The sequence below is a fragment of the Paenarthrobacter nitroguajacolicus genome, assembly GCF_029952445.1.
Classification (GTDB): domain Bacteria; phylum Actinomycetota; class Actinomycetes; order Actinomycetales; family Micrococcaceae; genus Arthrobacter; species Arthrobacter nitroguajacolicus_B.
In genome coordinates this window covers 1-26,824 of the sequence record NZ_JAQPPK010000006.1, presented here as the reverse complement: position 1 = coordinate 26,824, position 26,824 = coordinate 1, and the positions used below count along the sequence as shown (strand labels likewise).

Genomic DNA, 26,824 nt, shown 5'->3' with positions numbered 1-26,824 from the left:
GAAGTCTGACGCCTGAAACATATCCGTAACATCGGAGATATGCACCATTTACGTTGGGGAGGTTGTTGTAACCGGCCCGCAATATAAAACCTGCGCAGGTGAAACACGGCGGCACAAAACTCTTAAGCAGGACGCAAAAGGCGTCAGGACAGCGGTTGAACCGCAGATCTAGCAAGAGAGGAACGTGCACCATGGAACTTACCGCAGGTCACGTATGGGTCATGGTGGCGGCGGCGCTTGTGCTGTTCATGACACCTGGTCTGGCATTTTTCTACGGCGGCATGACGCGCGCCAAAGCAGCCCTGAACATGATGATGATGAGCTTCATCTCCATCGGTATCGTCGGCGTCGTCTGGGTGCTGTGGGGTTCGTCCATGAGCTCCGGCGAGGGTTTCCTGGAGATCGTTGGCAACCCGTTCGCCACTTTCGGCCTTGAAGGTGTCAACGCCACTCCGGATGGACTCATCAAGGTCGGCTACGCCGCAACCTTCGCCATCATCACGGTAGCCCTCATCAGCGGTGCGATTGCTGACCGCGCCAAGTTCGGTGCATGGAGCATTTTCGTTCCTGTATGGGTCACGCTCGTCTACGCTCCCCTGGCATACATGGTCTGGGGCGGGGGGCTGTTTGGTACTGAGGGAGTGATCGGTAAGGCGCTCGGCCACGCGATCGACTTCGCCGGTGGCACCGTGGTGCACATCAACGCCGGTGTGGCGGCGCTCGTCCTGGTCCTCATCATTGGCAACCGCCGCGGCTTCGGCAAGGACCCGAACCACCGCCCGCACAACATCCCGTTCGTCATGTTGGGTGCGGCCATCCTGTGGTTCGGCTGGTTCGGCTTCAACGGCGGTGCAGCAGCCACCGCCGAACAGGCTGGCCTCATCTGGATCAACACCCTCGCCGCTCCCGCTGCGGCCATGATCGGCTGGCTCATTACCGAACGAATCCGTGACGGCCACCCGACCTCGCTCGGCGCCGCATCCGGTGTGGTCGCTGGCCTTGTCGCCATTACCCCTGCTTGCGCAGATGTCAGCCCCGTGGGTGCTCTCGGTCTCGGCGTCGTAGCCGGTGTGGCCTCGGCCTTGGCAGTCGGCCTGAAGTTCCGATGGGGCTTCGACGACTCCCTGGACGTTGTGGGTGTTCACCTCGTGTCCGGCATCATCGGCACGGTGGCAATAGGCTTCATCGCAGTGCCGACCGAGGGCACCACGCCCGGCGGCCTGTTCTACGGTGGTGGCTTCACCCAGCTCTGGGCACAGCTCGCAGCAGCCGGTGTAGCGATTGTCTTCTCGGCCGTGATGACGGCCATCATCGCCCTGGCAATCCACAAGACCATGGGCTTCCGGGTCTCCACGGAACAGGAGAACGTCGGTGTCGACCTCAGCCTCCACGCTGAGACCGCTTACGAGTTCGGCGTCAACGGCCACGGTGGCAGCTTCCAGCCGCTGCACGAGGCCATGACCGGTAAATCAGACAGCGCAGCAACCAAGGCATCCGCAGAAGGCAAGGAGAGTGTCCAGGCATGAAGCTCATCACGGCGATCGTTCGTCCCGAAAAGCTTGAAGCGGTCCGTGAAGGCCTCGAAGCCTACGGAGTCCAGGGCCTGACGGTCAGCGCGGCCAGCGGTTATGGCCGGCAACGCGGATATACCGAGGTGTACCGCGGAGCTGAATACAACGTGGATTTGCTTCCCAAGATCCGTATCGAGGTTCTCGCAACGGACGAGCAGGCAGACGACATCCTTGATGTCCTCATCGCCAGTTCGAACACCGGCCGTGCTGGTGACGGCAAGGTGTGGACAATGGATGTTTATGAAGCTGTCCGGGTTCGCACCGGGGAACGCGGCGCAGCCGCAATCTAGGACTGAAACCACCGACAGGCAAAAGCGGGCCGGGTACCCATTCAGGTACCCGGCCCGCTCTGCGTTATCGCTGGCTTTAGTCCTCGACGGCGGTGGGCCAGGCTGCGGGTCCGGCGCTGCCGGCGTCGTATTCTTCCAGGGGAACCTCGCCGCTCTCCCAGGCCCGGAGGACCGGCTCGATGATCCGCCAGCAGTCCTCGGCGGTATCTCCGCGTACGGACAGCAGGGGGTCGCCGTTGAGGATTCCCTCAAGTACTTCACCGTAGGGCAGCAGTTCTGCCGCGTTGAGCTCAGCCACCAGGCTGGCGCGGTCCAAGGTGAAGATGTCGCCCGGACCGTTGACATCGACGTCGAGCCGCAGGACATCCGGGCCGAATCCAATGCGGAGTTGGTTGGGGGAGTCCACACCCGCGAACCCGGTGGGCAGGTGCGGGACGGGACGGAAGGTGATGACGGCTTCCTTGCGGCGCCGTCCCAATGCCTTGCCGGAGCGAAGAATGAACGGAACACCGGCCCAGCGCCAGTTGTTGATCTCCACCTGGACCTCGGCCAGGGTCTCGGTGTTTCGGCCGGGATCCACGCCCTGCTCAGCTGCGTAATCTGGCACCGTTCGTTCGCCAAGGGTTCCCGCCGTGTATCTGGCGCGCCGCGTGGTTTCCGGGAAGGGGGCCTTGATGCTGCTGGCCCGCAGGACGGTGGCCACGGCATCACGGAGGTCGCGTTCCTCGATGGTGGCCGGGGCGTCGATGGCCAGGAACGCCATGATGTGCAGGAGGTGGCTTTGGATCATGTCCCTCAAGGCGCCTGCGGTGTCGTAGTAGCGTGCCCGGCCCTCAAGTGCCAGGTCCTCGTCGAAGATGACCTCCACCTTCTCGATGTGGTCCCGGTTCCACACGGGTTCCAGGAATCTGTTGGCGAAGCGAAGGCCCAGGATGTTCAGCACTGTGGCTTTGCCAAGGAAGTGGTCAACGCGGTGGATGTGGTCCTCTGGCACCAACGCTGCCAGTGTCTTGTTCAGTTCGTGGGCTGATTCAGTCCCGGAACCGAAGGGCTTCTCCATCACGAGGCGGGTGCCGGCTGGTACCTGGTCCCGCTTCAGGACTTCGCAGGCCTTCTGGCTGATGTGGGGAGGCAGCGCGAAGTACACGGCGATGGGGCCCTCCAGTTGTGCCAGCAGTTCGGCCAAGGGGCCATCCGCTGTCACATCAAGCTGGTGGTAGGCGGTGCTTTCGGCGACGGCGGCCAGCGCCGCGCTTCCGGCAGCATCCGCTGATTTCGACGCCGCTTCGAAAGCGCCCTTGACCCGTTCCTGCCATTGCTCCGGCGACCATGGGTCCGAACCGGCCCCCACCAGCCTCAGCCCGGGCGCGCGCCCGGCCGCCAACAGCCCGGCAAGTCCGGGCAGGAGCAGCCTGCCTGTCAGGTCCCCGGACGCGCCGAGGATGAGCAACGTTTTTACAGTTGTTTTACTGGTCACTGTGCCAGCATGCCACCTTGCCAGCGTGACTTGGTACCCTAGATAGTCGAGTCCCGTGGTTATCGCAGATTTGTTGTGGTTGAGACAAGTTTGCCGGGGCAGGCATCAGCAAGACCCTGGTGTGCCGGACCGGCCACCATCCGTAGACCATCGAAAGAAGTGCGCGGCGCGTGTTCAATTCACTCTCTGACCGGTTGACAGCAACCTTCAAGAACCTTCGTGGCAAAGGCCGCCTCACCGAGGCCGACGTCGATGCCACCGTCCGGGAGATCCGCCGTGCCCTTTTGGATGCGGACGTTGCCGTGTCCGTGGTCCGCGAGTTCACTGGCCGCATCCGTGAACGTGCCCTGGGCGCCGAGGTCTCGGGAGCGCTGAACCCGAGCCAGCAGATCGTGAAGATCGTCAACGAGGAACTCAAGGAGATCCTCGGTGGCGAGACCCGCCGCATCCGCCTGGCGAAAACCGGTCCCACCATCATCATGCTGGCCGGCCTTCAGGGTGCAGGCAAGACCACCCTGGCCGGCAAGTTGTCCAAGTGGCTTAAGGCCCAGGGCCACAGCCCCATGCTGGTGGCGTGCGACCTTCAGCGCCCCAATGCAGTAACGCAGCTGCAGGTAGTTGGACAGCGCGCAGGGGTCCCGGTTTTCGCTCCGCACCCCGGCGCTACCTCCGAGCTTGAGCACCCTGCCGGTGACCCGGTTGCCGTAGCCAAGGCCGGCGTCGAGGAAGCGCGCCAGAAGCTGCACGACGTCGTGATCGTGGACACCGCAGGCCGCCTCGGCGTTGACGCCGAGATGATGGACCAGGCCCGCCGGATCCGCCAGGCCATCATCCCCAACGAAGTCCTCTTCGTGATCGACTCCATGATCGGCCAGGATGCCGTCAACACGGCGATGGCCTTCGATGAAGGCGTCAACTTCACGGGCATCGTGCTATCCAAGCTCGACGGCGACGCCCGCGGCGGTGCCGCGCTGTCCGTTGCGTCGGTCACCGGTAAGCCGGTCATGTTCGCCTCCACCGGTGAAGGCCTGGATGACTTCGAACTCTTCCACCCGGACCGCATGGCTTCGCGCATCCTGGACATGGGTGACGTCCTAACCCTGATCGAACAGGCCGAGAAGGCATGGGACAAGGACGAAGCAGCCAGGATGGCGAAGAAGTTCGCCGACCAGGAAGACTTCACCCTGGACGACTTCCTGGCCCAGATGCAGCAGATCCGCAACATGGGCTCCATGAAGAAGATGCTCATGATGATGCCGGGTGCGCAGAACATCCGCCAGCAGCTGGAAAACTTCGACGAAAAGGAAATCGACCGCGTCGAGGCGATCGTCCGCTCCATGACGCCCCATGAGCGGGTCGCTCCCAAGATCATCAATGGTTCCCGCCGCGCGCGTATCGCCAAGGGTTCCGGTGTCCATGTTTCCGAGGTCAACGGCCTCCTGGAGCGCTTCGCCCAGGCTCAGAAGATGATGAAGAAGCTGGCCCAGGGTGGCGGCATGCCGGGCATGCCCGGAATGCCTGGCCTCGGTGGCCCGGGCGGCGGACGCAAGAACGGGAAGAACGCTCCCAAGAAGAAGGCGCGCTCGGGGAACCCGGCCAAGGCGGCCCAGGAATTGCGCGACGCGGAGGCCAAGCGGGCCAACGCAGCCTCGGCAGCACCAACAGGTGCGGCTTTTGGCCAGGGCGCAGCGGACTTCGATCCGTCCTCGCTCAACCTCCCCAAGGGCTTCGACAAGTTCCTCGGCAAATAACCGCGCCGGCGTCCCGGCTCTGCGTCGGGGCCGGGATGTCAGAGCCGTCGAATAGGCTGAACCAATGCAGAAGCAGCGCGTAGTCTTCCTTCACGGCCTGGGCAGTTTCGGTGCTGCGGCATGGCCCAAGCAGCACGGCATGGCGCTTGCCTACGACGCCCTGTTTCTCCGGAGGCACGGTTTTGATCCCGTTGCCGAGCCGGTGGAATCCAACGTCGCGGCCGACGTCGCCATTGTGATGGACGCGCTGGCCGATTCAGGGGGCGGCCACGTGGTGGCTCACGAGCAAGGTGCCATCGCGGCCATGCTGGCGGCCGTCGAGCGGCCGGACCTTGTTTACTCGCTGTCCCTGGTGGAGCCCGCCTGCCTGTCGTTGACTGCCGAACTTCCCGCCACCGCTTCGTATCGCGCCCTGATGGAACCGCTGTTTGAGGTGCGGAGCCAGCTGAACGACGCCGATTACCAACGTGAGTATTACCTGCGCGCCTTTTCTGCCGAAACCGGCGGACTGGAAACCTTGGAGGCACAGCGCGCCGCTCGTCGGTTGAGGCTGCAGGCCCCGCCCTGGGAGGCGCCACTGCAGATCGTTCCCGGCGTCCCCACTTTGGTTCTTACGGGTGGTTGGGAACCACTGTACGAGGAAATTGCAGCCTACCTCCAGGAAACCGGCGCCCTCCGCCGCGTGGCAGCGGGCGGGCACCGGCCCCAGGATTCGGTCGACGGCGACCACATCATCCGATCATTCGTCGCGGATGTGGGACGGGCAATGTCAGCCCAGGCGTCCTGAGTTCGCCGGTACTTCAAGCTCAGGCAGGTAGACCTTTCCACCAGAGGCCAGGAATTCCGCGCTCTTCTCCTGCATGCCGCTGTACATGTCCGCGATAGCGGCCTGGGCTTCGGCTGATCCGTACTCGTCGCGGATGTCCTGGCTGATGCGCATGGAGCAGAACTTGGGTCCGCACATGGAACAGAAGTGCGCCGTCTTGGCTGGCTCTGCCGGGAGCGTTTCATCGTGGAAGGACTCCGCCGTCACCGGGTCCAGGGACAGGGCAAACTGGTCCCGCCACCGGAACTCGAAACGGGCCTTGGAAAGAGCATCGTCCCGCTCGTGGGCACCGGGGTGCCCCTTGGCCAGGTCAGCCGCGTGGGCAGCAATCTTGTATGTGATCACGCCCGTTTTTACGTCGTCTTTGTTGGGCAGGCCCAGATGTTCCTTGGGCGTGACGTAGCAGAGCATGGCCGTGCCGTAGCGGGCGATCTCCGTGGCGCCGATGGCTGAAGTGATGTGGTCGTAGCCCGGAGCGACATCGGTAACCAGCGGGCCCAAGGTGTAGAAGGGCGCGCCCTTGCAGAGTTCCTGCTGGCGTTCCACGTTCTCCCGGACCAGGTGGAACGGGATGTGCCCGGGTCCTTCCACCATGACCTGCACGTCGAACTCCCAGGCCCGTTGCGTGAGCTCGGCCAGGGTGTCCAGTTCCGCGAATTGCGCGGCGTCGTTGGCGTCGGCGGTGGCGCCTGGACGCAGGCCGTCGCCGAGGGAAAATGCGACGTCGTACTTGGCGAAGATTTCGCAGAGCTCATCGAAGTGCGTGTAGAGGAAGTTCTCCTGGTGATGCGCCAGGCACCATCCGGCCATGATGGAACCGCCTCGTGAGACGATGCCGGTGACGCGGTTGGCTGTCAGCGGCACGTACCTCAACAGCACACCTGCGTGGATGGTCATGTAGTCCACGCCCTGCTCACACTGTTCGATCACGGTGTCGCGGAAGATCTCCCAGGTGAGCTTGTTGGCTTCTCCGTTGACCTTCTCCAGGGCCTGGTAGATGGGAACTGTGCCAATCGGAACGGGAGAGTTCCGGATCAACCATTCGCGGGTGGTGTGGATGTCATCGCCCGTGGAGAGGTCCATGACGGTGTCCGCGCCCCATTGCGTTGCCCACTGCAATTTGTCCACTTCCTCGGCAATGGAACTGGTAACGGCGGAGTTTCCGATGTTGGCGTTGATCTTTACCAGGAAGGCCTTGCCGATGATCATTGGCTCGGATTCCGGGTGGTTGATGTTGTTGGGAATGATGGCGCGCCCAGCGGCAACCTCGCTGCGGACCAGTTCAACGTCGCAGTTTTCCCGCAGCGCGACAAAGCGCATTTCCGGGGTCACCAGGCCCTGCCTGGCGTAATGCATCTGCGTGACGGTCTTACCCTCGACGGCGCGGCGGGGCACCGGTTGTGCCCCCTTCCACTCCGCTGAGGCGGCGCCGCGGCGGACCGCCGACTTGCCGTCGTCGAGCAGGTTCCGTTCACGACCGGTGTAAGGCTCCGTGTCGCCGCGCGATTCGATCCACTCCGCGCGGAACGGCTCCAGTCCCACCACCGGATCGCTCCCCGGACCAGCCGTCCGGTACACCCTCAGTGGGGCATTGGCCTGGCCGTTGGGGGAGGGCTCCAGCGCTATTTCCGTGACCGGCACCCGGATTCCGGCCTCATGGTCTTCGAGGTACGCCAACGAGTGGGACTTCAGTGACTGGGTCACTACCTCATTTGGGACAGGACTGGTTTGCGTAGAGCTGTTTTGGGCAGGGCTGTGCTGTGTTTTGGTGGTGCTCAAAGGATTACTCACTTCCTTCGCCGGCATTACCCGGACAGGTTCAACGGTCGCAGGCTGCCTCAGCCCGATCTCAGCCCCTGCAAGGGCCCCCGTGTGGTCGTAGACGAAGCTACCACAGCTCCCCCTGGGCGCCCAGTCACATGAATTCCGCAGCTGCCTGAACGCTTCCGCGGATTAGGCTTTTGCCATGGCCAACATCATCGAATTCAGCGGACCTGTACTTGTAGCGCCGGATCAGGAACGGCGCGGAATGTGGTCCGTTGGGGGAGTGCTGACGTTCGAGCGGCCATCGGGGCCTCCCGATACGGTTCTTGATGGCTGGGTGCTTCCCGGGTTCGTCGATGCCCACTGCCACATCGGGCTTGGCGCCGGTGGCGCGGTGGACGAGGCCACCACCCTCGCCCAGGCACAGGCTGACCTGAACGCAGGAACTTTGTTGATCCGGGACTGCGGATCTCCCAGCGACACACGGTGGGTGCAGCATCGGGAGGATTTGCCGCGCCTTGTCAGGTCAGGCCGGCACATTGCCCGAAGCCGCAGGTACCTCCGCGGATTGGGCCATGAGATTGAACCGGATCAGTTGGTGGAGACGGTTCGCAAAGAAGCCCGTGACGGGGACGGTTGGGTGAAGTTGGTGGGCGACTGGATCGATCGCGGCGTTGGCGACCTCGCGGCCTCCTTCCCGGCGAAGACCGTGAAGGATGCCATCTCCGCAGCGCACGATGAGGGTGCCCGGGTGACCGCGCATTGCTTCGCGGAGGACACCATCGACGACATGCTGGACGCCGGAATTGACTGCATCGAACACGCAACCGGGCTGTTGCCGCGCCACGTGCCCCGGCTGGTGGAGCAGGCCGTTCCGATCGTTCCTACCCTGGTGAACATCGCGACCTTCCCGGACATCGCTGCCCAGGCGGCTCCGAAGTTCCCCGAATATGCGGACCACATGACGCGCTTGTGGGAGCGCCGGCGCGAACGGGTGTTGGAGGCCTACGAAGCCGGAGTCGCCATTTATGCGGGCACGGACGCCGGGAGCGTGATCAGGCACGGCCGGATTGCGGAGGAAATGAAAGAACTGCACGACGCCGGCCTGCCGCCTTCTGCGGTCCTTGACGCCGCTGCGTGGGGCGCCCGGAAGTGGCTGGGCGCCGAGTCCATCAGCGAAGGGGCCAGTGCCGACGTCGTCATCTGCCGGGAGGATCCGAGGCGTGAGCTCAGCGCGGTTTCCGCGCTTGAGCATGTTGTCCTGCGCGGTCACATTATCCGCTAGGAATAAATTGAAGCTTCAAGTAATTTAGATAGGTAGAACGTGCCGAAAGGCGGCCGCCTCAACAAACGGGAGCTTCACATGTCCGCATCCTCCGTACAGGACCTTCTTCCTGCCGACCTCACCATGGGAACCGTCATGCTCAAGGTTGGTGACATGAAGGTGATGAGTGACTACTATCAGCGCGCCCTGGGCCTGGAGGTCGTGGCCGAACAGGATGGCGGACTTTATCTGGGTCGGATTGGCAAGCCGGTGGTCCACCTTGCGCCCGCCGCCGGACTGCAGATCCCGGGGCGGGGAGAGGCGGGCCTGTTCCACACCGCCATCCTCTTTTCGGACCAGCCATCGCTGGCAGCCACCATCGCCACGGCAGCCCAGTATGAACCCCGGGCTTTTGTTGGCAGCGCAGACCACCTGGTCAGTGAAGCGTTCTACTTCACCGACCCCGAGGGCAATGGCATCGAGCTCTACTACGACAAGCCCCGCGATTCCTGGCGGTGGGACGGCAAGAACGTCGTGATGGACAATGTGGCGCTTCCGCCGCAGCGCTTCCTGCAGCAGCACCTGAGTGAAGCGGCGGTCAGCGGCCAGCACCAGGCCGCTGCCGGCGTCGGCCATATCCACCTGCAGGTCGGCGATGTCGCCACGGCCCACGACTTTTATGTCGGGACCCTTGGTTTCGAGAAGACCGCAGGCTGGCATGGCCAGGCACTGTTTGTTTCCGCGGGCGGCTACCACCATCACATGGCCATGAATGTCTGGAACAGCCGTGGCGCGGGTCCCCGCAAGGACACGCTCGGACTGGGTGAAGTGCTCATTGAGGTGCCCTCAGGCGAGGATGTCGGTGCCCTCGCGGATCGTTTGCGGATCGCCGGGGTTCAGAACCACCACACCGGTGCTGAACTGCAGTTCGAGGATCCGTGGCGGAACAAGCTGCGGGTGGCGGTTCGCTAGCAGGCGCCTGGAAGGGCGCCCCGCAACTACGCTGCGCTGCACAGGTTCGACTGCACTAGGCTGGGCATGACGGTTCAGGGCCATTGGTCCTGCGCCTCACCTCCCGTCAGCACGAAGGATTGAGAGTACTTTCCATGGGCTTTGCCGAAATTTTTGTAGCCACCCACGACGAAGCACTCAAGCGGGCGGCCGCCCTGGGTAAAGGTGCCGAGGCTTCCGGCCCTGCAGTCCGGATCGATGGCATCACGGACTTCGAGGTGGAGCAGTTGGGTGATCTTGCCGGTCAGGCAGTCCACGCAGCGGGTGCCGACTACGAACTCGCACTGGTGGACGTCACCAGTGATGCACTGCTCGGAGTTCCCGAGGCGATGGTGAGGGCACTCGCTGAATTGCTCACGTACGAGAGCGAGGGTGAAGCCAATGTCCTTGACGACGTCGCCGCCGCCTGGGCCGGCCAGGAAGACATGCCCTTCGATGCCGCACAGTCCCGCCAATACGTCCAACAGTTGGCTGCCCTCGCTACGGACGTGGAAAAAACAGAGCGCGCCGGCCTTTACGTGTGGTCCGAATAACTGACACGCGTCAGGATCCGGGGACCATCCCATCCTTTAGTGTGACCAAGAACTCAACGCCCCGGGCGGCGTAAGTCGTAATTGCCCCGGGCATCTGGCACAATAGACAGGTACTCGATCGGTGCGGCCCCTCTCTCCGTGCTCGTATCTTGTCCTTCGAACCGTCTAGTATGGCCCGCCCCACGGGTGCAAAACGTCGGGTTCAACCCCGTTTCAGAAACAGGAGTGACCACAAAAGTGGCCGTAAAGATTCGCCTTAAGCGCTTCGGTAAGATGCGCGCACCGTACTACCGCATTGTCGTCATGGATGCCCGCGCCAAGCGCGATGGCCGTGCCATTGAAGAAATCGGCAAGTACCACCCCACCGAAGAGCCGTCGTACATCGAGGTCGCTTCCGAGCGCGCCCAGTACTGGCTCTCCGTTGGCGCCCAGCCGACCGAGCAGGTTGCCGCGATCCTCAAGATCACCGGTGACTGGCAGAAGTTCAAGGGCCTGCCGGGCCAGGAAGGCACCCTGAAGACCAAAGCTCCGAAGGAAGCTTTCGTAGCTCCGGAGAAGGGTTCCGTCATCATCCCGGAAGCCATCACCAAGAAGGCCAAGAAGGACGAGGCCGCTGAGGCCCCGGCCGAGGCTGAAGCAGAGACCACCGAGGCTGAGTAAGTTGCTGGCAGAAGCGCTCGAGCACTTGGTCCGTGGGATCGTTGACAGCCCTGAGGATGTCAAGGTCAGTGCCAAGAACAACCGCCGCGGGGAATCCCTCGAGGTGCGCGTTCACCAAGAGGACCTCGGACGGGTGATCGGCCGTCAGGGTCGCACTGCACGCGCACTGCGTACTGTGGTTGCGGCTTTGGCTGGTGGCGAGCAGGTCAGGGTCGACGTCGTCGACACCGACCGCCGCCGGTAACGCGCTCAGCACTGCTTGTCTTAGGTCCGGCCCCTTCACCGAATATGGTGGAGGGGCCGGATTGCTTTGTCCATTACTTCATTTTCGTGGCTGCCCGGCGGCGCGGAACAACAGGAATTCAGAGGAACCCATGCAGCTCCAGGTGGCCCGGATCGGCAAACCCCATGGCATTCGCGGCGAGGTAACGGTACAGGTACTCACCGACGCACCCGCAGAGCGCTTCGTCGCCGGAACCGAGTTCGTCGTGGAGCCGGCTTCCGCTGGACCACTGACTGTCCGCAGTGCCAGGTGGAACAAGGACATCCTGCTGCTCGGCTTTGAAGAAATTGCCGACCGCAACGCCGCCGAGGCCATCCGTGGCGCGAAGCTCTACATCGAAACCGAAGAACTCGACGACGAAGACGACGACGAGGGCTGGTATGAGCACGAGCTCGTGGGGCTCGAGGCCCGCGTTGGTTCGCAGGTTGTGGGCAAAGTCGCGGCGCTGACCACCTTGCCAGTGCAGGACCTGCTGACAGTGACCACTTCGGAGGGCAAGGAGATCCTCATTCCCTTCGTCGATGAGATCGTACCGGAGGTTAACATCGAGGAAGGCTACATCCTGATCACTCCACCGGCGGGCTTGTTCGAGCTCAACGACGAAGGCGCCGGGGAGCCTGCTGAATGAGGATCGATGTTGTCAGTATCTTCCCCGAATACCTTGCACCGCTTGAGCTCTCCCTCATAGGCAAGGCCCGGCAGGACGGATTGCTGGAGCTCAACGTCCACGATCTGCGCACCTTCACCACGGACAAGCACCGGACGGTGGATGACACCCCCTACGGCGGTGGCGCCGGAATGGTGATGAAGCCTGAACCGTGGGCGCAGGCCCTGGAGTCCATCGCCGAAGGGCATGACGGCACCAAGCCCGTACTGATCGTCCCGTCACCTGCCGGGGAGCGGTTCAACCAGGCGTTGGCCTACGAGCTCGCTGAGGAAAAGCAGCTGGTGTTCGCCTGTGGCCGCTACGAAGGCATCGACGAACGCGTCATGGACTGGGCCCGCGATCACTTCACGGTTCGTCCCGTCAGCCTGGGTGACTACGTGCTCAACGGCGGCGAGGTTGCTGTCCTGGCCATGGTCGAAGCAATCGGCCGCCTTCTTCCAGGCGTTGTTGGCAACCCTGAGTCCTTGATCGAGGAGTCCCACTCGGACGGGCTCCTGGAGTACCCGGTGTACACCAAGCCATCATCATGGCGGGACCACGAGGTCCCGGAGATCCTGCTCAGCGGCAATCACGGAAAGATCGCCCAGTGGCGGCGCCACGAGCAGTTCCGCCGCACCGCCGAGCGCAGGCCCGACCTCTTGGCGGATTTCGACGCCGGTGCGTTGAGCCGCGCCGACCGCAACGCACTCGCTGACCTCGGCTACGAGGTTGTGGACGGCCGTCTGCGCGCCCGGCCCGGTGGCGACGCCGCCAACTAAGGCTGCTGCCGCCGTCGAGCGTTGCCTCCAGGGTCAGTTGGCTGGATGGCTGCGCTTATGGCAGAATTAACCCTTGTGTCTGCTGGGCTGACACCTGCCACAGGGGGAGTTCAGCCAACAGTCCGACAACCCGGTGACGCCAATCAGTGGCGGAGCCGGACACCAAGAAACTTCGGCGGAGATTTCCTATCGGCCTTCGGGCTGCGGGCTTGTCCGCCGTAACCCAAAGTGAATGACCTGTGGCGTTCACCAGGAGTGGATTAATGCATATCCTCGATAGCGTAGATGCAGCCTCGCTGCGTAACGATGTTCCTGAGTTCCGCGCGGGTGACACCCTCAAGGTTCACGTCAACATCATCGAAGGCAAGAACTCCCGTGTCCAGGTATTCCAGGGCTTCGTCCTGGGCCGCCAGGGTGACGGCGTTCGCGAAACCTTCACCGTACGCAAGGTTTCCTTCGGTGTCGGCGTAGAGCGTACCTTCCCGGTACACTCCCCGATCATCGAAAAGATCGAGGTCGTCACCAAGGGTGACGTCCGCCGCGCCAAGCTTTACTACATGCGCGCACTGCGCGGTAAGGCTGCGAAGATCAAGGAAAAGCGCGACTTCGCCAAGTAGGTCCTGCGACTTACGCAACGGGTCCAGGATTCGTGCCCGGTAGTTCCGGAGCAATCCGCAACGCAACACAGGATACGAGTCATGGACACATCAGAACGCCAGCCCCGGAGACAGGGCTGGCGTTTTGTTTTGCTGGCGCTGGTCCTCGCGATCGCCATCAGCGGCGTGGTCCGTTCCCTCTGGATCGACGTCTACTACATCCCCTCCGAATCCATGGAGCCACTCCTGGTGACCGGTGACAGGATATTGGTCTCGCGCACCGACTTCAGTGTCGAGCCGATCCGTCGGGGCGATGTCGTGGTCTTCGACGGACGGGGTTCCTTCGCGCCGTTGAGCAGCGGACGGGGCCCTTTCGTTGACGCCGTCTCTGCCGCGTCGCAATGGTTCGGATTGACGGGCAGCGACACCACTTACGTAAAAAGGGTCATCGGGGTTCCCGGGGACCACGTCCAGTGTTGTGATGCCTCCGGGCATCTCACAGTGAACGGTCAGGTACTTGAGGAACCCTATCTGTACCCGGGTGATGAACCCAGCACGCAGAAGTTCGACGTCGTGGTTCCCCGCGATCGTCTGTGGCTGATGGGTGACCATCGTTCGCGATCCGCCGACTCCCGGGGCCTCTTGGGAGCGCCGGGCGGAGGTATGGTGCCCATGGACAGGGTAATTGGCCGGCCGGTCCAGATCATCTGGCCACTTGATAGATTTGCAGGGATGCCTCGCTCCACGCAGGCCGAAACATCAATGAAGAACGGACAGTAGATGCCGGACAAAGCTCCTGGGACCCCCGAGCGGTACGACGACGACGCGCGGCTCTCGGACGGGACGGCCACCGCCGACGACGCTGCTGAGTCCCGTAAGGAAACAGGGAAGCCGCGCAAGAACCCCGTCTTGGTTTGGGTCAAGGAGATCGCCACGGTCGTGGCGATCGCGCTGGTCTTGTCCTTCCTGCTGAAAACGTTCCTCTTCAAGGCCTTCTACATCCCTTCCGAGTCCATGGAAAACACCCTGGACGTTTACGACCGCATCTTCATCAACCTTCTGGTTCCCGGACCGTTTGACCTCTCCCGCGGGGACGTTGTGGTCTTCAAGGACACCCAGGCCTGGCTGCCACCTGTCGCCCAGAAGCCGGCAGGCCCCATGGACTGGGTAGGAGACACCCTTGAGTTCGTGGGCTTGGCCCCGGACGCCAGCGAGCAGCATCTGGTCAAGCGCGTCATCGGGCTGCCGGGCGACCACGTCACTTGCTGTGATGCGCAGGGCCGGGTCAGCGTCAACGGTGTGGCGCTCAACGAAACGTACATTAACCCTGCGGAAATCCCCTCTCCCCAGGCCTTCGACGTCGTTGTTCCGGAAGGTAAGGTTTGGGTCATGGGCGATAACCGCAACCACTCGGCAGACTCGCGGGCCCACCAGGAAATCAACGGCGGATTCGTGAACATCGAGGACGTAGAGGGAAAGGCCACCGTCATCGCATGGCCGATTAACCGCTGGACCGTCCTGGACAACTATCCGGACGTGTTCCGTAATGTCCCCGAAGGCACCCCGGCAAAGTAATGGCAACGACAGCTGCTGCTCCCAAGGTCAAGACCAAGCCATCGGCCACGGGCAAGCCCAAACCACAGTCCAAGGCGAAGGCAAAGAACCCGGTCGGTTTCCCCACGCTGGACGTGGAAAGATCCTTCCTGCCCTCCGGTGTGCGCTTGCTCGCAGGCGTGGACGAGGTTGGACGCGGCGCCTTGGCTGGTCCAGTCAGCGTGGGAATCACCGTGGTCGACCTTGCCGCTCATGACCTTCTTGCGGACGTCCGCGACAGCAAACTGCTCAAACCCGAGGACCGGGACCGGCTGGAACCCTTGGTGCGTGAGTGGGCACTGGCATCAGCAGTCGGGCACGCGTCATCGCAGGAAATTGATGAGATCGGCATTATTGCGGCCTTGCGCCTGGCCGGTACGCGGGCGTGGTGTGAGATCCTCGACGGCGGCGTCACACCTGACTTGGTCTTGTTGGATGGCAGCCACAACTGGCTCTCCCCGGACGTCCAGGCATCCCTGTTTGATGCTGCGCCCGAAGGACCCAGCTGCGAGGCACCTGTCCACACCCGGGTGAAGGCGGACATGAGCTGCTTGAGTGTTGCCGCGGCCAGTGTCCTGGCCAAAGTGGCACGTGACCGCATCATGGTAGACCTCCACTCCGAGCTGCCCGCGTATGGATGGAATGTCAACAAGGGCTATGCCACCGCCGCACACAGGGACGTCATCCGCCTTCAGGGCCCCAGCGCATACCACCGGACCAGCTGGCACCTGACCGGACCGGACCAAGAGTAACCGTAATCCGGTCCATGCCGCAGACCGCCTGGCGCATGCCGACGGGCAGATGGTGCAAGATGGAACCATGAGTGCCGAGGACCTTGAGAACTATGAAACCGACATGGAGCTGCAGCTCTACCGTGAGTACCGGGATGTAGTCGGTCTGTTCAGCTACGTTGTCGAGACGGAGCGGCGGTTCTATCTGGCCAACCACGTCGACCTTCAAGCCCGCAGCGCGGACGGTGAAGTTTACTTCGACCTGACCCTTCAGGATGCCTGGGTCTGGGATGTCTACAGGTCGGCCCGCTTCGTCAAGAACGTTCGCGTGATTACTTTCAAGGACGTCAACGTCGAAGAACTGCCCCGCAGCGAAGACCTCGCCCTGCCCAAAGACGGCGGCCTGGGAGACTTGGGAGACCTCGGCAACTAGCCCTTTGGGGGGACACTACTCCTCCACAGCAAGGATTCCGGCCGGTTTACGCACATAGCAGCTGGCCGCCCTATGACGCTCCACCGACCAGCCGGAATGCTGGTCAGTGGAGGTGATGGCCATGAGAGCAAAAGACCTGCTGGGCCAAAACGGTGAGGCATTGGCAGCGGATTTCCTGACCGAACAGGGAATGCGGATCATTGATCGCAACTGGCGGTGTGCCGACGGGGAAATCGACATTGTTGCCCTTGACGGGGACACCCTGGTGGTGGCCGAAGTCAAGACACGGCGGAGCCTGGACTACGGGCATCCGTTTGAGGCCGTGGGGGCGGCCAAACTGGCCCGACTCCATCGGCTCGTCTCGTCCTGGTGCCGCGCCCACGAGTTCAGGGCGCCGCGTAAGCGTGTTGATGTGGTGTCGGTGCTTGACAGCGGCGTCGGCCACCCAGTGCTGGAACACCTTCGGGGTGTTGGATAGATGGCGGTGGGACGTAGCTACTGTGTTGCCCTGGTGGGCCTGAACGGCTACATCGTGGAGGTGGAGGCCGACATCGGCCAGACTCTTCCCAATTTCGTGATTCTTGGCCTGCCTGATGCTGCCTTGAATGAGGCCAAGGAACGCATTCGATCCGCCGCGCAGAACTCCGGTATACCCCTGAGCCGCAGGAAGATCACCGCGAACCTGATTCCTGCGTCCCTCCCCAAGCGTGGTTCGGGGTTCGATCTCGCCATCACCATGGCAGTTCTCCGGGCCGCCGAGGACATCAGATCCATCGACGGAACAGTGTTTATCGCTGAACTTGGCTTGGACGGCAGGTTGAGGCCGGTCCGTGGAATGCTGCCCGCCGTCATGGCTGCAGTCCAAGCCGGTTATCCGGACATCGTGGTGGCCGAGGCGAATGTTGCGGAGGCCGCCCTGGTTCCGGGCGCAAATGTCCGCGGCTATAAGACCCTTGCACGGCTGGCCTACGACCTTGGCGCGGACCCGAAAGACCTCGCATTGGACTTTGATCCGTTGGACGAGGAAACTCCCGGGCTCGACCCGGACACCGAGCCCTTCACACCGGATCTTTGCGATGTCTCCGGGCAAGGAGAGGCGCGCCGTGCTTTGGAAGTATCCGCGGCAGGCGGACACCATATGTTGCTGACCGGTCCGCCTGGAGCCGGTAAGACCATGCTGGCGGAGAGGCTGCCCGGCTTGCTCCCGGATTTGGTGGACACGGCCGCCATGGAAGTGACTGCCATCCATTCACTGGCTGCTGTCCAGGCGTCCGCCGTGCGGTTGATGCGCAGGCCACCTTTTGAGAATCCCCACCACAGCGCAACGGCGGCGGCCATCATTGGTGGTGGTTCGGGACTTCCGCGTCCCGGTGCGGCATCACGTGCGCATCGCGGCGTGCTCTTCCTGGACGAGGCTCCCGAATACGAGCGACGCGTCCTGGACGCCCTTCGCCAGCCCCTTGAGAGCGGCGAGCTGGTGATCCACCGATCGGCAGGAACGGCTGCGTACCCGGCCCGCTTTCAGCTTGTCTTGGCAGCCAATCCCTGTCCCTGTGGCAAAGCGTCAGGCAAGGGCATGGACTGCACCTGCACACCGGTAATGCGGCGCCGCTACTTCGGAAGGATGTCGGGCCCCCTCCTGGATCGTGTGGATATCCAGCTGCAAGTGGAGCGGGTGTCGTTGGCGGATTTCGGAAACGCCGGGCAGGAGGAGGATACCTGCACGGTGGCGGCCCGGGTGCTGGCGGCAAGGGATCGGCAGCAAGCCCGCTTGTGGGACTTCGGCCTTGAAACCAATTCCCAAGTGCCTGGACGGACCCTGCGTGGTGAACTGCGGTTGCCTCCGGGGACAACGCGGATCCTGGACACCGCGCTGGAGCGGGGCATCCTGACAGCCCGGGGCTACGACCGCGTCCTTCGGCTCGCCTGGACTCTCGCCGATCTTGATCGCAGTGACAGACCGGACATCGACCACATCGGGCAAGCGCTCGGCTTGAGGCAGGCCGCGGCTGCGATATGAGCACTATCAACGTGAAGGGAAAGCAGGAGTGGCAGGAATGAGCGTTCAGGACAAGGAAAGGATTGCCCGGGCCGCCTTGGCCCGGCTCATGGAGCCGCAGGACTCGGTGGGGCTGGCATTGGTCCACGTCGCCGGGGCTGTTGACGCACTGGGAGTGGCTACGGGGGAGCTGGGTACCAGCGCCGCCCTGGAACAGGAAATCTCTACCGTGCTCAGTGACGGGGGAGGGCCCGCAACGTGGGCAGGCCTGAAAGACAGCCTCAAACGATGGGCTCCGCGTGTTGCCGATTTGGCCCCTGACCGCGACCTGGAGACCATGCGGAGGCTGGGTGGCCGGTTGATCGTTCCAGGCGATGACCTGTGGCCGGAACAATTGTCGGATCTGGGCCTGCAGGAACCGTTGTGCCTGTGGTGGCGGGGACATGAGCAGAAGTTGCCATCGGCGCGCCACGCTATAGCCTTGGTGGGTTCAAGGGACAGTACAAGCTACGGTGCGTCCGTCACAGGAGACTTCGCCTACGGACTGGCCCAGCGAGGCTTCAGCGTGGTCTCCGGCGGTGCCTACGGCATCGACGCACATGCACACCGTGGAGCGCTGAATGGAGGGGTTGCCGGCCTGCCGACCATCGCAGTCATGGCCGGGGGAGTCGACCGCTTCTATCCCTCGGGCAATGAGGACCTCCTGAGGGCGGTGTGCACCCAGGGCGCTGTGATTTCGGAGGTTCCTCCGGGGTCTGCGCCTACCCGTTACAGGTTCCTGCAAAGGAACCGGCTCATTGCGGCCCTTGCTTCGGTCACCGTGGTGGTGGAGGCGCGGTGGCGATCCGGAGCGCTGAATACCGCTCATCATGCTGAGACCATTGGCCGTGCGGTTGCCACGGTTCCCGGATCCATCCATAGTGCAAACTCGGCTGGTTGCCATCGCCTGCTCCGGGACGGGGGAGCCGTATGCGTCACGGACGTTGGCGAGATCGTTGAACTTGCAGGGGCCATCGGTGAGGTCGGCAGCGGGGACAAGGAAAGCGGTGAGAAGGTACAGCGTTCCGCGGCGCACGACGGTTTGTCGTTGGAGGATCTGATTCTCCTGGATGCGTTGCCGCTTCGATCCACCAGCTCCGTGGAGAAACTTACGGTCGTGGCAGGTTTGAGTCCTGACGCCGTTCGGGCGGGCCTTGGCCGGCTGGGGCTGTTGGGGTTGGCAGTTTCGGAGCGCGGGGCATGGAAGCGCCAAAAGAATGCCTAGCTGATAACAGACCCGTTGTTCTATTGGCCAGGCGTTGCATTGGCCCGGCCCAAAACAGCATGTTGATGCAAGCGCCGGGCGAAGACTGCTGGCACAGTTGAAGGGTGGACGCACAATCACTACCAGCAGCCATGGCCGGCGCAGTCGAGGGTTTCCGCCGCTACCTCCAAGGTGAACGGGCGCGCTCTGCCCACACCGTCCGCGCCTACATCGCTGATGTTGAGAGCCTCCTGGGTTTTGCCGTGCAGGAGGGAGTGGAAGAGCTCGGCCAGCTTGAGTTGGGATCGCTTCGACGTTGGCTCGGTGCGCAGAGTGAGGCTGGAATGTCCCGTGCAACGCTGGCGCGGCGGGCGGCAACGGCCAGGTCATTCACCGGCTGGGCCCTTCGGGAAGAATTGATCCCGGTGGACCCGGCGGTCCGCCTCCAAGCTCCCAAACGCAGCAAGTCACTCCCCGGGGTGCTGCAGCAACAGCAAGTCACCCGGATGGTCGATGACTTGAATATCGCCGCGGCGGAGGGCGGCCCGATGGCTATCCGCAACCGGGCCATGGTGGAGCTTCTTTACGCCACGGGAGTACGGGTCGGCGAACTTGCCGGACTCGACGTCGATGATCTGGATCCGGACCGAAGGACACTGCGTGTGCTGGGCAAAGGGAACAAGGAACGCACGGTGCCGTTCGGGGTTCCAGCTGCCGTGGCAGTGGATGACTGGCTCAGGCGTGGCCGCCCCGCCGTCGTGACCGCCGGCAGCGGCCCTGCCTTGTTTTTGGGCGTCAGGGGCAACCGCGTGGATCCTCGGCAGATCCGTGCCGTTGTGAGTGACTTGCTGCAGGCTCTCGGCGATACCTCGGCCACAGGACCCCACGCGCTCCGGCACAGCGCCGCAACGCACTTGCTGGACGGAGGCGCGGACCTGCGTGCTGTCCAGGAGATCCTGGGGCACAGCAGCCTGGCTACCACGCAGATCTATACCCATGTCTCCGTTGACCGGCTCCGGAAAAGTTACCAGCAGGCCCATCCGCGTGCCTGAAACCTGCCAGGCAAAAGCCGCACTGGCGGAAAGCGGCGGCGTACGGCAAAATGAAAGCACCACGGGGAAACCTTCAATGCACGGTTGAGGGTTACTTCTGTGCCAATATCGTTACAAGTACTGCACAAGTGAATAGCCTGTCAGGGCCCGCATGAGTTTCATGGCATCCGGCAGCAACAGCAACATCCAGGCAGAGGTCGTTGGGGAAGACGTACCTACAGCTATGGAGGATGGAATGTCTGTTGCAACAACCCGCGGTGTCTTGTTCGTGCACTCGGCCCCTACGGCGCTTTGCCCGCACGTTGAGTGGGCCATCGGATCGGTCGTGGATAAGCGGACCGATCTTGAGTGGACCCCTCAGCCTGCTGCGCCTGGAATGTTCAGGGCGGAGTTGTCGTGGACGGGTGCCCCCGGCACGGGGGCCCAATTGGCGTCCGCGCTGAGGGGCTGGGCCCATTTGCGCTACGAGGTCACCGAAGAGCCAAGCCAAGGTGTGGATGGAGCCCGCTGGTCGCACACACCGGAGCTCGGAATTTTCCATGCCGTCACGGATGTGCACGGCAACATCATGGTGACCGAGGACCGTATCCGCTACGCCTACGAATCAGGTGCCGGGGATCCCTCTGCCGTCTACCACGAACTGTCGCTGGCCCTCGGCGAGGCCTGGGACGAGGAACTCGAACCCTTCCGGCACGCAGCAGAAGGCGCCCCCGTGCGCTGGCTGCACCAGGTTGGCTGACAGCCCGGTAAGTCGGCTGACAGCCTGCCTAAGCAGACACCCATAGCAATGAAGAGGGCCCCACCAGCCGGTGGGGCCCTCTTCATGTTTGCCAGGAAACGGGTTTAGACGTTCCGCACCGCAATGACGGCGTTGTGGCCGCCGAAGCCGAACGAGTTGCTCAGCGCCACGATGTCGCCGGCGGGCAGGTCGCGCACGGAGGTTACGACGTCGAGGGGGATCTCCGGATCCTGGTTCTCGAGGTTGATGGTGACCGGGGCCTTGCGCTCATAGACTGCCAGCACCGTCAGTACGGCCTCCACGGCGCCTGAAGCGCCCAGGAGGTGGCCCATCTGGGACTTGGTGGCAGAGACCGCCACATTGTCCACGTGCGTCCCCAGGGCCGCGCGGAGGGCCGTGTACTCGGGCTTGTCGCCCACCGGGGTAGAGGTAGCGTGCGCATTGACGTGAACGACGTCCTCGGCCTGGATCCGGCCATCGAACATTGCGGCCTTCAATGCGCGCGTGGCACCCAGGCCCTCGGGGTCCGGTGCGGTGATGTGGTAGGCGTCCGCGGTCACTGAAGTACCTGCGAGCTCGGCATAGATGCGTGCTCCGCGGGCGATTGCGTGCTCTTCAGCTTCAAGGACAAGTGCTCCGGCACCTTCACCCATGACAAAGCCATCACGGTCGCGGTCGTACGGGCGGGAAGCGCGCTCGGGCTCGTCGTTGCGGCGGGACAGTGCCTGCATGGAGGAGAACGCAGCCAGCGGCATCGGGTGGATCGCAGCTTCAGCGCCACCGCAGACCACAACATCGGCCTTGCCGGACCGGATCAGGTCCAAACCAAGGTGCATGGCTTCTGTGCCTGATGCACAGGCTGAAACCGGAGTGTGGGCTCCGGCGCGTGCACCCAGGTCAAGGCTGACAGCGGCAGCCACGCCGTTGGGCATGAGCATGGGCACGGTCATGGGAAGGACCCTGCGGGGGCCCTTGTCGCGGAGCGTGTCCCAAGCATCCAGAAGAGTCCAGACGCCGCCGATACCGGTAGCAAACGCTACGGCCAAGCGGTCGTGGTCGATCTCGCCTATTCCGGAGTCTGCCCAGGCTTCACGGGCGGCGATGACGCCAAACTGCGTGGAGGGGTCCATGCGCTTGGCCTCAACCCGGCTCAGGACCTCCAGGGCCGGCGTGGAGCACCTGGCAGCAAAGTGGACGGGGAGGTCGTACTTGGAGACCCACTCGTCTTCGAGCGTGCGGGCACCGGAGACCCCTTTCAGCGCGTTCTGCCACATTGTGGGTACGTCGCCGCCGATGGGAGTGGTGGCCCCCAGACCGGTTATGACTACTTTGCGTGCCATGCGATCACTCTCTGTCGGATCAGCCGTCCCGGTCGCGGTCAGCGGGGGCGGCAGGAAAAACTTTGGGCGTTATTGCGGCTGTGCCGGGCGCAGGGAGTTATCGCCCCGGCCCGGCACAGCTGGTGTCAGGACTAGGCCTGTGCGTTGGCGATGAAGCTGACGGCGTCGCCGACGGTCTTGAGGTTCTTGACCTCTTCGTCGGGAATGCGGACGCCGAACTTCTCTTCAGCGTTGACAACGATGGTCATCATGGAGATGGAGTCGATGTCGAGGTCCTCGGTGAAGGACTTGTCGAGCTCGACGGCTTCGGTGGCGAGGCCCGTCTCTTCGTTAACGATTTCAGCCAGGCCGGCCAGGATCTCTTCGTTGCTAGCCATTGTTGGCTCCTTTTCTTGTTGTACCGGCTGCTGCCGGAAAGGGGGCAAACCGCGGTTACGGTTTGGGTTTGTAAGTCGTATTCAGTTGGCTGGAGGCCGCGGTGGCCGGTCCAGGTCTTACGGCAGGACCACAACCTGGGCGCCAAAGACCAAGCCGGCGCCGAAGCCGATCTGCAGGGCAAGGCCACCGCTCAGGCCAGGGTTCTCCTGGAGCAAGCGATGCGTTGCAAGGGGGATGGAGGCGGCAGAGGTGTTCCCGGCCTGTGCAATATCGCGGCCGATCACAACAGACTCGGGAAGCTTCAGCTTCTTCACCATCTCGTCAATGATGCGCATGTTCGCCTGGTGGGGAACGAACGCAGCGAGGTCAGTGGCTTCGATGCCGGCAGCATCCAATGCCTGCTGGGCTACCTTGGCCATTTCCCAAACGGCCCAGCGGAAGACGGTCTGGCCGTCCTGGCGCAGGGTTGGCCACACATCCTGGGTCGCGGAAAGGATGGCGGGGTCGTCAATTTCGTCCGAGTGCCTGGCCGACTCGCCGAGCTTCTTGACGTCTTCGAGTGAGTGGGTCATGCCGATGGCATCCCATTTGCTGCCGTCGGAGCCCCACACGGAGGGGCCGATGCCGGGTGTCTCCGACGGGCCCACTACTACTGCGCCCGCCCCGTCACCGAGGAGGAAGGAGATAGTGCGCTCGTGGTTGTCGATGACATCCGAGAGCTTTTCGGCGCCAACAACCAGAACGTACTTGGCAGCGCCTGAGCGGACCAGCGCGTCAGCCTGGGCCACGCCGTAGCAGTACCCTGCACAGGCGGCAGAGATATCAAAGGCCGGTGCCGGCGTCGCGCCCAAACGCTCGGTGAGCGCGGCGGCGGCCGACGGCGTCGCATAAGGGTGGGTGACGGTGGAGACGATGACAGCTCCGAGCTGGGACGGCTCGATGCCTGCCTGTTGGATTGCTTCCCGTGCTGCGCCTTCGGCCATGTCGATGACGCTGACGTCGGCGGCTGCGCGGTGACGGGTGATGATGCCGGTACGCTGTCGGATCCATTCATCCGAGGAATCGATCCACTGGCAAACGTCTTCGTTGGTGACGATGACGTCGGGGCGGTACGCGCCGATGCCCAGGATCCGGGCATTCTCGTTGACGGTGGCTTTGTTGAGTACCGGTGTGCTCATGCCTGTCCCTCCAGTTCAGCAAAGAGTGCGAGAGCCGCGGACAGGTCATCCGGGGTTTTGACTGCAACGGTCTTGACGCCGGGCATGCCGCGTTTGGCCAGCCCCGCGAGGGTCCCGGCGGGAGCAAGTTCAATGACGCCGCTGACGCCGCGCGCCACCAGCGTTTCCATGCACAGGTCCCAGCGGACCGGCCGGGATACCTGGGCGATGAGGCTTTCGACGGCGGCTGGTCCTGCCGTGACTTCCTTGCCGTCGTAGTTGGACAACAGCGGGACAGTCGGGCTTTGCGGGGACAACGACGGCTTGAGGGCTTCAAGGGCGCTGACTGCAGGAGCCATGTGCGAGGTGTGGAAGGCGCCAGCGACCTTGAGCGGAATCACGCGTGCCTTCGCGGGCGGGTTGTCCGACAAAGCCTTCAGCTGCTCGAAGGTGCCTGCGGCTACGGTCTGGCCGGCGCCGTTGACGTTTGCCGCCGTGGCGCCGGAAGCTTCGATTGCTGCCAGGACGTCGGCGGGATCGCCTCCCACCACTGCACTCATGCCCGTGGGGGTCACCGCGGCTGCTGCAGCCATGCTGTTGGCACGTTCGCGGACGAAGGTCATGGCTTCGGCCTCAGTGAGGACGCCGGCGAGGGCGGAGGCGGTGATTTCCCCGACGGAGTGGCCGGCGAGAACAACCGGCAAGGTGCTCAGCTCGACGTCGAACAAGGACTGCGCGGCCACGAGGCCGGCGGCGACGATCAGGGGCTGCGCAACTGCAGTGTCCTTGATGGTCTCTTCATCCGAGGTGGTGCCGTGGGCCTTGAGGTCAATGCCTGCGATCTCGCTCAGGGCGGCCAACTGGCCTTCGACGGAGGGGAGTTCCAGCCAAGGGGCCAAAAATCCGGGGGTCTGGGAGCCCTGTCCAGGGCAGACGATTGCAAGCACGTATCCAGCTTTCCAAATTGCCACGTGATCCACTGGTGTTTTGGTACACCAAGCTCACTGGGTCAGTTTGTAGGAAGTCTACAACGGTTCAGTTCTGCGAACGCGACGCGTGACGTTCGGGAACGGCTTTGGGAGGGGCCGAAAGCCGGCCGACCACCAAGGCTGTTTGAAGCACGAACGCCTCCCTTGGAAGGAGTGGATCCCAGCCTGTCACGTCGCAGACACGCTTCAAACGGTAGCGCACTGTGTTGGCATGGACGAACAATTCCCGGGCGGTTGCTTCCAGGGAATGCCCCAGTTCAAGGTACGTCCCCAGGGTCTCCACGAGGCCGTTCGAAGCTGCAAGAAGCGGCCTGTAGATGTTTTTGATCAGGGACCGCCGGGCAGCGTCATCCCCGGAAACCACGCGCTCCGGGAGGAGATCGTCAGCGGCTACGGGACGCGGCGCGGAGGGCCACGCGCGGGCAGCGGTGAGGCCGGCGAAGGCGGCCTGGGCGGAGCTGCTGGCTTCGAGCAAAGACCCTGCCTCCGGACCGTAAACTACGGCGCCGGGAGCGAAAAGTTCGCTGAGCTTGAGGTACGCGGTGTCCCTGTCCTGCACCCCACCAAGGATCAGGATGAGGCGGTCGCCTTGGATTCCCACCAGCGCATCCTCAGCGAAGCGTCCCGCCGTGCGGCGCAGCTCGCTGACGTAGCTTGCACTCGGTTCGGACGGGGAATTGCCCACCATCACAGTGAAGCGCTCCTGCGCTTTCCAGCCCAGGGCTGCGATCCGGGATCGCAAGGCATCTGTGTTCTCGCCGCGAAGGATCGCATCAACAATCAAGGCTTCCAGCCGGGTGTCCCAGGAACCCCGTGACTCGGCGGCGCGAGCGTAGACATCGGCGGCCGCAAAGGCCACTTCGCGCGAATAGCGCAGGACGGCTTCACGCAGCGAAGGCTGGTCGGACTCCGGAGCGATCACAGGCACCTGGTCCTCCACCACTTCCACCACGATGCGGATCAGTTGCAGGGCCTTTTGCAGGCTGATGGAGCGGGTGAGCTCAGTGGGGGCATTGCCAAAGACATCGGTAAGGATCCAGGACGGCGAACTGGGACGCTCGTACCAGGTCACGAAGGCAGCGATTCCATTCTGTGCCACCAAGCCCAGTGCTGAACGCTCATCGGAGCTCAGCCGGCTGTACCAGGGGAGTGACTTCTCCAGCTTGCGCATGGTGCTGGTGGACAGTTGCCCCACGTTGGCGCGAAGCTGCCGCAGGGTTTCCGCCTTTTCCGGGGACAACGCCTGGGTTGCTGCCTTGCGCTTTGAAGTTGTTTTGGTGGGCTCTGCCATGGAATGAGCATACGGCCCAGCCCGGGGAAGCTCCATTTGTGAGAAGGCTACAACTGGCCTTGTTGCCCGTCACGTTGCGCGCAGCCTCCCGCGGACAGATTAAAGCCCGACGGCGGCCCCCACCTTCTGGTGGAAGCCGCCGTCGCGGATATTGCTGGTGGCGCGGGACGTCCCGGAAGGGACTTAGGCGTCTCCGCCTGCTCCGCCGGTGGTGCCGGCGTTGACATCCAGGAGCCGGTACTTCTCGATCGCCTTTTCCAGGGCACCTTCTTCGACTTCTCCCTTGGCAGCGAGGAGTTGGAGGGTTTTGGCGACGATGGAGTGGGTGTCGTTTTTGAAGTAGCGGCGTGCGGCTTGGCGGGTGTCGGAGAAGCCGAAGCCGTCTGCTCCGAGGGAGGCGAAGTCGTTGGGGATGAATTGGCGGATTT

General features: G+C 63.3%; 29 protein-coding genes and 1 riboswitch. Of the genes, 21 read left to right on the top strand and 8 right to left on the bottom strand.

Annotated elements, in window-relative coordinates; genetic code table 11:
- Positions 1 to 191 precede the first annotated feature (191 nt).
- A complete protein-coding gene (locus PJL15_RS05505; protein WP_281450197.1) occupies positions 192 to 1,526 on the top strand; it encodes an ammonium transporter in 1,335 nt (444 codons plus the stop codon).
- The gene (locus PJL15_RS05500) at positions 1,523 to 1,861 is read left to right on the top strand and encodes a P-II family nitrogen regulator (RefSeq protein WP_167262769.1); all 339 of its coding nucleotides are present in this window, start codon (positions 1,523 to 1,525) and stop codon (positions 1,859 to 1,861) included. Before PJL15_RS05505 ends, PJL15_RS05500 begins: the two co-directional genes overlap by 4 nt.
- 76 nt (positions 1,862 to 1,937) lie before the next feature.
- Here PJL15_RS05500 and PJL15_RS05495 read toward each other — a convergent pair whose 3' ends face one another.
- The gene (locus tag PJL15_RS05495; protein ID WP_281450196.1) at positions 1,938 to 3,338 is read right to left on the bottom strand and encodes a glucose-6-phosphate dehydrogenase; all 1,401 of its coding nucleotides are present in this window, start codon (positions 3,336 to 3,338) and stop codon (positions 1,938 to 1,940) included.
- A 170-nt stretch (positions 3,339 to 3,508) separates the two neighbouring features.
- Here PJL15_RS05495 and ffh point away from each other — a divergent pair, with 170 nt between their 5' ends.
- A complete protein-coding gene (gene ffh / locus PJL15_RS05490; protein ID WP_018776214.1) occupies positions 3,509 to 5,089 on the top strand; it encodes a signal recognition particle protein in 1,581 nt (526 codons plus the stop codon).
- A 64-nt stretch (positions 5,090 to 5,153) separates the two neighbouring features.
- On the top strand, positions 5,154 to 5,876 hold the full coding sequence (locus PJL15_RS05485; protein WP_281450195.1) for an alpha/beta fold hydrolase: 723 nt from the start codon (positions 5,154 to 5,156) through the stop codon (positions 5,874 to 5,876).
- On the opposite strand, the gene thiC is transcribed toward PJL15_RS05485, so the two are convergent.
- Entirely contained in the window at positions 5,859 to 7,694 is a 1,836-nt protein-coding gene (gene thiC / locus PJL15_RS05480; RefSeq protein WP_281450194.1) for a phosphomethylpyrimidine synthase ThiC, read from the bottom strand. The two genes, PJL15_RS05485 and thiC, sit on opposite strands and share 18 nt — an antisense overlap.
- A riboswitch (TPP riboswitch) is annotated at positions 7,690 to 7,797 on the bottom strand. Its footprint overlaps the gene before it by 5 nt.
- An 84-nt stretch (positions 7,798 to 7,881) precedes the next feature.
- On the opposite strand from thiC, the gene PJL15_RS05475 reads away from it, so the two are divergent.
- The 17 genes from PJL15_RS05475 to PJL15_RS05395 all read left to right on the top strand — a co-directional run bounded on the left by PJL15_RS05475 (position 7,882) and on the right by PJL15_RS05395 (position 21,241).
- Positions 7,882 to 8,964: an amidohydrolase family protein gene (locus tag PJL15_RS05475; protein WP_281450193.1), complete on the top strand. Its 1,083-nt coding sequence runs from the start codon at positions 7,882 to 7,884 to the stop codon at positions 8,962 to 8,964.
- 78 nt (positions 8,965 to 9,042) lie between these two features.
- Positions 9,043 to 9,915, top strand: coding sequence for a VOC family protein (locus tag PJL15_RS05470; RefSeq protein ID WP_281450192.1), 873 nt, complete (start codon positions 9,043 to 9,045; stop codon positions 9,913 to 9,915).
- A gap of 134 nt (positions 9,916 to 10,049) precedes the next feature.
- The gene (locus PJL15_RS05465; RefSeq protein WP_281450191.1) at positions 10,050 to 10,487 is read left to right on the top strand and encodes a hypothetical protein; all 438 of its coding nucleotides are present in this window, start codon (positions 10,050 to 10,052) and stop codon (positions 10,485 to 10,487) included.
- 237 nt (positions 10,488 to 10,724) lie between these two features.
- On the top strand, positions 10,725 to 11,147 hold the full coding sequence (gene rpsP / locus PJL15_RS05460; RefSeq protein ID WP_024817151.1) for a 30S ribosomal protein S16: 423 nt from the start codon (positions 10,725 to 10,727) through the stop codon (positions 11,145 to 11,147).
- 1 nt (position 11,148) lies between these two features.
- A complete protein-coding gene (locus tag PJL15_RS05455) occupies positions 11,149 to 11,391 on the top strand; it encodes an RNA-binding protein (RefSeq protein WP_011775119.1) in 243 nt (80 codons plus the stop codon).
- 130 nt (positions 11,392 to 11,521) lie between these two features.
- Positions 11,522 to 12,058 carry a ribosome maturation factor RimM gene (gene rimM, locus PJL15_RS05450; RefSeq protein ID WP_281450190.1) on the top strand — a complete coding sequence of 179 codons (537 nt, stop codon included), beginning with the start codon at positions 11,522 to 11,524 and terminating at the stop codon, positions 12,056 to 12,058.
- Positions 12,055 to 12,855: a tRNA (guanosine(37)-N1)-methyltransferase TrmD gene (trmD, locus tag PJL15_RS05445; protein WP_281450189.1), complete on the top strand. Its 801-nt coding sequence runs from the start codon at positions 12,055 to 12,057 to the stop codon at positions 12,853 to 12,855. Before rimM ends, trmD begins: the two co-directional genes overlap by 4 nt.
- 263 nt (positions 12,856 to 13,118) lie before the next feature.
- Positions 13,119 to 13,472, top strand: coding sequence for a 50S ribosomal protein L19 (gene rplS / locus PJL15_RS05440; RefSeq protein WP_144649543.1), 354 nt, complete (start codon positions 13,119 to 13,121; stop codon positions 13,470 to 13,472).
- Between the two features lie 81 nt (positions 13,473 to 13,553).
- Entirely contained in the window at positions 13,554 to 14,231 is a 678-nt protein-coding gene (gene lepB, locus PJL15_RS05435) for a signal peptidase I (protein ID WP_281450188.1), read from the top strand.
- On the top strand, positions 14,232 to 15,026 hold the full coding sequence (gene lepB / locus PJL15_RS05430) for a signal peptidase I (RefSeq protein WP_281450187.1): 795 nt from the start codon (positions 14,232 to 14,234) through the stop codon (positions 15,024 to 15,026). It begins immediately after the preceding gene.
- Positions 15,026 to 15,796 carry a ribonuclease HII gene (locus PJL15_RS05425; protein WP_281450186.1) on the top strand — a complete coding sequence of 257 codons (771 nt, stop codon included), beginning with the start codon at positions 15,026 to 15,028 and terminating at the stop codon, positions 15,794 to 15,796. The genes lepB (PJL15_RS05430) and PJL15_RS05425 overlap by 1 nt, the downstream gene beginning before the upstream one ends.
- Positions 15,797 to 15,863: 67 nt before the next feature.
- The gene (locus tag PJL15_RS05420) at positions 15,864 to 16,208 is read left to right on the top strand and encodes a DUF2469 domain-containing protein (protein ID WP_018776202.1); all 345 of its coding nucleotides are present in this window, start codon (positions 15,864 to 15,866) and stop codon (positions 16,206 to 16,208) included.
- Between the two features lie 112 nt (positions 16,209 to 16,320).
- Positions 16,321 to 16,686, top strand: coding sequence for a YraN family protein (locus PJL15_RS05415; RefSeq protein WP_281450185.1), 366 nt, complete (start codon positions 16,321 to 16,323; stop codon positions 16,684 to 16,686).
- The gene (locus PJL15_RS05410; protein WP_281450184.1) at positions 16,687 to 18,228 is read left to right on the top strand and encodes a YifB family Mg chelatase-like AAA ATPase; all 1,542 of its coding nucleotides are present in this window, start codon (positions 16,687 to 16,689) and stop codon (positions 18,226 to 18,228) included.
- 37 nt (positions 18,229 to 18,265) lie between these two features.
- Positions 18,266 to 19,471 carry a DNA-processing protein DprA gene (gene dprA / locus PJL15_RS05405; protein ID WP_281450183.1) on the top strand — a complete coding sequence of 402 codons (1,206 nt, stop codon included), beginning with the start codon at positions 18,266 to 18,268 and terminating at the stop codon, positions 19,469 to 19,471.
- 131 nt (positions 19,472 to 19,602) lie between these two features.
- On the top strand, positions 19,603 to 20,502 hold the full coding sequence (locus PJL15_RS05400; RefSeq protein ID WP_432443800.1) for a tyrosine recombinase XerC: 900 nt from the start codon (positions 19,603 to 19,605) through the stop codon (positions 20,500 to 20,502).
- Between the two features lie 235 nt (positions 20,503 to 20,737).
- Positions 20,738 to 21,241 carry a DUF3145 domain-containing protein gene (locus PJL15_RS05395; protein WP_018776197.1) on the top strand — a complete coding sequence of 168 codons (504 nt, stop codon included), beginning with the start codon at positions 20,738 to 20,740 and terminating at the stop codon, positions 21,239 to 21,241.
- Positions 21,242 to 21,345: 104 nt separating this feature from the next.
- On the opposite strand, the gene PJL15_RS05390 is transcribed toward PJL15_RS05395, so the two are convergent.
- From PJL15_RS05390 to PJL15_RS05365, 6 genes are all read right to left on the bottom strand, one after another.
- Positions 21,346 to 22,581 carry a beta-ketoacyl-[acyl-carrier-protein] synthase family protein gene (locus PJL15_RS05390; protein WP_281450181.1) on the bottom strand — a complete coding sequence of 412 codons (1,236 nt, stop codon included), beginning with the start codon at positions 22,579 to 22,581 and terminating at the stop codon, positions 21,346 to 21,348.
- Between the two features lie 131 nt (positions 22,582 to 22,712).
- The gene (locus PJL15_RS05385; RefSeq protein ID WP_011692310.1) at positions 22,713 to 22,958 is read right to left on the bottom strand and encodes an acyl carrier protein; all 246 of its coding nucleotides are present in this window, start codon (positions 22,956 to 22,958) and stop codon (positions 22,713 to 22,715) included.
- Positions 22,959 to 23,075: 117 nt separating this feature from the next.
- Positions 23,076 to 24,137 carry a beta-ketoacyl-ACP synthase III gene (locus PJL15_RS05380; protein WP_281450180.1) on the bottom strand — a complete coding sequence of 354 codons (1,062 nt, stop codon included), beginning with the start codon at positions 24,135 to 24,137 and terminating at the stop codon, positions 23,076 to 23,078.
- On the bottom strand, positions 24,134 to 25,063 hold the full coding sequence (locus PJL15_RS05375; RefSeq protein WP_281450179.1) for an ACP S-malonyltransferase: 930 nt from the start codon (positions 25,061 to 25,063) through the stop codon (positions 24,134 to 24,136). The genes PJL15_RS05380 and PJL15_RS05375 overlap by 4 nt, the downstream gene beginning before the upstream one ends.
- 88 nt (positions 25,064 to 25,151) lie before the next feature.
- Entirely contained in the window at positions 25,152 to 26,396 is a 1,245-nt protein-coding gene (locus PJL15_RS05370; RefSeq protein ID WP_281450178.1) for a PucR family transcriptional regulator, read from the bottom strand.
- A 183-nt stretch (positions 26,397 to 26,579) separates the two neighbouring features.
- Positions 26,580 to 26,824 (bottom strand): hypothetical protein (locus PJL15_RS05365; protein ID WP_281450177.1); only part of this gene is annotated, 245 nt, incomplete at its 5' end.